The 3,579-nt window shown below is 42.8% G+C and carries 2 protein-coding genes and 2 pseudogenes; all 4 read right to left on the bottom strand.

The features are described from left to right. A pseudogene (locus tag O9300_RS19585) lies at window positions 1–564 on the bottom strand (SAM-dependent methyltransferase); the annotation flags it as partial. 2 nt (window positions 565–566) lie between these two features. Then, window positions 567–947, bottom strand: a pseudogene (locus tag O9300_RS19120) (restriction endonuclease); the annotation flags it as partial. A gap of 276 nt (window positions 948–1,223) precedes the next feature. Then, window positions 1,224–2,294 (bottom strand): glycosyltransferase family 4 protein, encoded by a 1,071-nt coding sequence (locus O9300_RS19115; RefSeq protein WP_287973407.1) that lies wholly within the window; start codon window positions 2,292–2,294, stop codon window positions 1,224–1,226. After that, complete coding sequence (locus tag O9300_RS19110; protein ID WP_287973405.1) at window positions 2,291–3,385, bottom strand: HEAT repeat domain-containing protein; 1,095 nt, start codon at window positions 3,383–3,385, stop codon at window positions 2,291–2,293. Before O9300_RS19110 ends, O9300_RS19115 begins: the two co-directional genes overlap by 4 nt. Window positions 3,386–3,579: the final 194 nt, after the last annotated feature.

The raw sequence follows: 3,579 nt of genomic DNA, 5'->3' as shown, positions 1-3,579 counted from the left end.
ATAGTTCAAAATTTTTCTAGAAACGGCTGTTTTGCAGATAATTGCCAGATAAGCTGAACGATGATTAAGACATTCAATCAATTTAATTAACATCCATTCTGAAATATCAAAGTTACTTTTTCCTGTGATAGCATCTAAACCCTGATAACCTTGAAAGTTACTTTTTTGCGGTAAATTTTTTCCGTTAATAAGTCCTTGTTTTGAGTTGGTTATCCAAGGCAAATTCCCCAAGAATAAAATATTCTCTTTCCATGCTTGAGTCAGAGAATACCAGTCACAATCAAAAAAATTCTTCTGTTCAACTTGTATTCTTTTATCTTGGCATATTTGCCGATCTTGATTAATCTGAGTGATATAATTAGGATTAATTTCAAAGCCGAGGATTTTTTCAGTTTGTTTAAAGGTAAGTGCTGCTGCTTTTAAAAAGTTACCTATACCACAAGTTGGCTCAATAATAACATCGGGGTTAACATGAATTTGCCATAATTTTTGACAAATCTTTTCGGTTAACTACGGGGGAGTTTGAAAGTCTCCATATTCAATTTTAACCTGAGAAGCTTGCATCACTAATTCTCTCTATAAATGGGTATTAATCCTTCTTCTTGACCGGCAAGATCGATTACCCTAGTATATTGTAATCTCCATTGTAAGGCATTAGAAATAGTTAAAAAACCTTCCCCCGGGGGATGAACAAGAATTTCATCAGCTATATTGGCCGCTTCCATTTCATCAACAGGTAAGTTTTTCTCTAAAATAAAAGCAATTAAATCATCTTTGTTTCCCTGATTGTTTAAGATGTTGCGGATACCACAAGTCATCTGGAAATCGGCTGTTCTTTCGGCACTGACAAAAATTGTCCTGATAATTCTTAAACTGGCAGTACGATTTAGGCTATCATCTAACTTTTCATAAACAAAAATAATTAAGGAATATCCCAGTCCAAAAATTTAGAGTGAAGATTCTTGATGTTGAGATTCCAAAGCTGAGAAGACAGCTGCCTCGTCACATAACAATTCTTGGTTCAATCTTGCCATAGATCATACAGGGTTTAAATCAACTCTAGCAGCAAAATTTATCTAAGTAACTAAGCAAAATTAATATCGAATCTGTTTTGACTTTGTGTTCTTTGTGCCTCCGTGGTTGATCCCAAACCCTTCTGGGATAACCCGATAGAAAAGTTGATGCTAGGCTAGATTTAACCAGACTAAACCAAGAGATCCTATTTATTTTTTGCGAGTAAAAATTTCTTCAAACCAATTAATAGCTCGATTTGCCAAAGCTTCTAGGGAATATTTTTGCTCGACTACTGCACGACAAGAATATCGATCGATCCGGTCTAAATTTTTAATTCCTGTAACTAATCCCTCGATACTATCGGGTTCAACTAAAAAACCAGTTTTTCCATCTTCGATAATTTCTACCGGACCACCACGACGATAGGCAATTACGGGAACACCACAGGCTAAAGCTTCAATAGCCACGTTACCAAAAGCCTCAACCCAGCGCGGGGTCATCAACAGGCCAAAACAGTCGCCTAGCTCTTTTTGTAGGCTCCCGGTGGGCAAAAACCCGCGATAATCGACTAAATCGAAACTATAGGTATCCTGTAAATTTTGCCAGTAGAGAGGATCGGAAATATGACCGAAAACCCGTAAAGGCACACCTAACTGTTGACAAGCGGCGATCGCATCTTCCAAAGCCTTTTCCGGGGCAATCCGTCCCACCCAGGCTAGACAGGGGGAGGAATCGGCCCGAAACTGATACAAAGATAGGTCTAAACCATTAGCTAAACAGCGATAGGGGGGAGAGAGGGAGAAAGTTTCCGCTTGGGCGAGGGTGTGAAAAGCCAGTAAATGGGGAAAATTGCTGTAGGTTTTTTCAATAATATGATCCATCGCCAAAGAAACGGAAGCCATGCTGACTAAATGGGCGACGGGAGTGGCAAAAAAAGGAGTGAGATAAAAAGGGAGCCAATCGTAGGCAAAATTAATAATTAAATCGTACTGATTTTGTATCTGTTGGGCGTAGTGCCACATATTGGCCAAAACGGCATTTTCGGGCATTAAAATCGGGGCTTGCCGGCCCTGACTTTGGGCGGAAATCTGGGCATTTCCTGCTATAGTGATTAAGGGAATATCATGCAACTGCGAGGCTTCTGGAGCCACTACCCGCACCAGATAGCCTTGCCTGGTCAGAGTGCGAGCGAGATTATAAAGAGTTAATTCTACGCCACCGCCGCCCCCCGAACCCAAAAATCCCACGGGGGTGGAGATAAATAACAGTTTTCGACTCAATTTTGCACCTCTGTGGGTGTGGTTTCAGTGAAGGAAGTATCCTGTACGTCATCATCTTCCGGTTCACCAGTGGTTTCTAGGGGAGCAATATCTAAACGGGGCGGTAATTGCAGATTTAACTGTCTGATTGCCCAGCGTGCTGTTTCTTGCACTTCTTCATCGGAATCATCGAGGGCATGACAAATTAATTGACTGATCTGAGACATGATATCGTAGAGTCTGGTTAAATCCCGGATAGCATTTTTCCGCACTTGGGGATTTTTATCCTGGAGAGAGATAGCCAAAGCTTGGTTCATCGGTCGCAGGGAGCGGGTACAGATTTGAGCGAGGGCTTCTAGGGTTAAACTGCGTTCGTAGGAATCCCCATCCACCATACTATCGACTAAAGGCTGCATTGCCCTAGAATCGGACATCTGTGCCAGTTTCCAAACCGCCCTTCTACGGGTACGGGGATCGTCATCGCGAAGACTTTCAATTAAACGCAGGATTAAGTCTACGTTCGGGATACGGGAGGTAGCTTGTACGGGCAAAGAAGGCTCGAAATCCTCTTCACCACTGCCATTAATGTCACTGCCCGTTTTGGTGTCCGCGTCGAAGGAATTGCCATTGCCCCTAGAAAAGTTGTTGAGTGGGTTTTTAGGATTGACGTAAGTTGTCTTTTTGCGGCGTTTTGAGGCTTTGCCCTTGGGACGATATTGAAAGAAAAGCGATAGTAAAGCTGCCAATAAAGCGATGGATAACAGAGCCGAGCCAGCAATTAACGGTATTGGTGAAGTCTCATTTCCGGCGGCTGCGTTGGCGGCCGCGGCGTTTTGACCTAGATACTTCTGGGTATTAGCGATCGCATTTTGAGCAAATGTATCGTTCGGACGTTGTGCCAGAGCTTGTTGAAATTTTTCTAGGGCGAGTTGGTAATTTCTTTGGGCTGTAGCTTCGTAACCAGCTTTCATCAACTGATCGTAAGTGGCGACAGTCTGGGGTTGCTCTAACCTAGGTGGAGTTTGAGCGTTAGCCGTGGGTAAAGTCTGGAAATTATGACCCCAACTGCTCACACCGATAGCTAACAAAAATAGGAAATTGGGTTTGATCATAGAATTAACGTAACTGTTTAGGGGGGGGTAAAAGTTATGATAGCCTAAAAGCCTTGACATCCTCACCGCCGTAAACGGACGGTGATTCCCAAACCTCACGATTTAGGTTTCTGCTTCTTTCCCTTGCGGGGTTCCGCACCTGCCTTAACAGATTTACTCTGTTCTGGTCTTATGGTCGCTCTACAGACTGACAC

It is taken from the genome of Microcystis sp. LE19-195.1E, assembly GCF_027532095.1.
GTDB classification, from domain to species: domain Bacteria; phylum Cyanobacteriota; class Cyanobacteriia; order Cyanobacteriales; family Microcystaceae; genus Microcystis; species Microcystis aeruginosa.
This window is presented reverse-complemented; position numbering and strand designations above follow the sequence as displayed.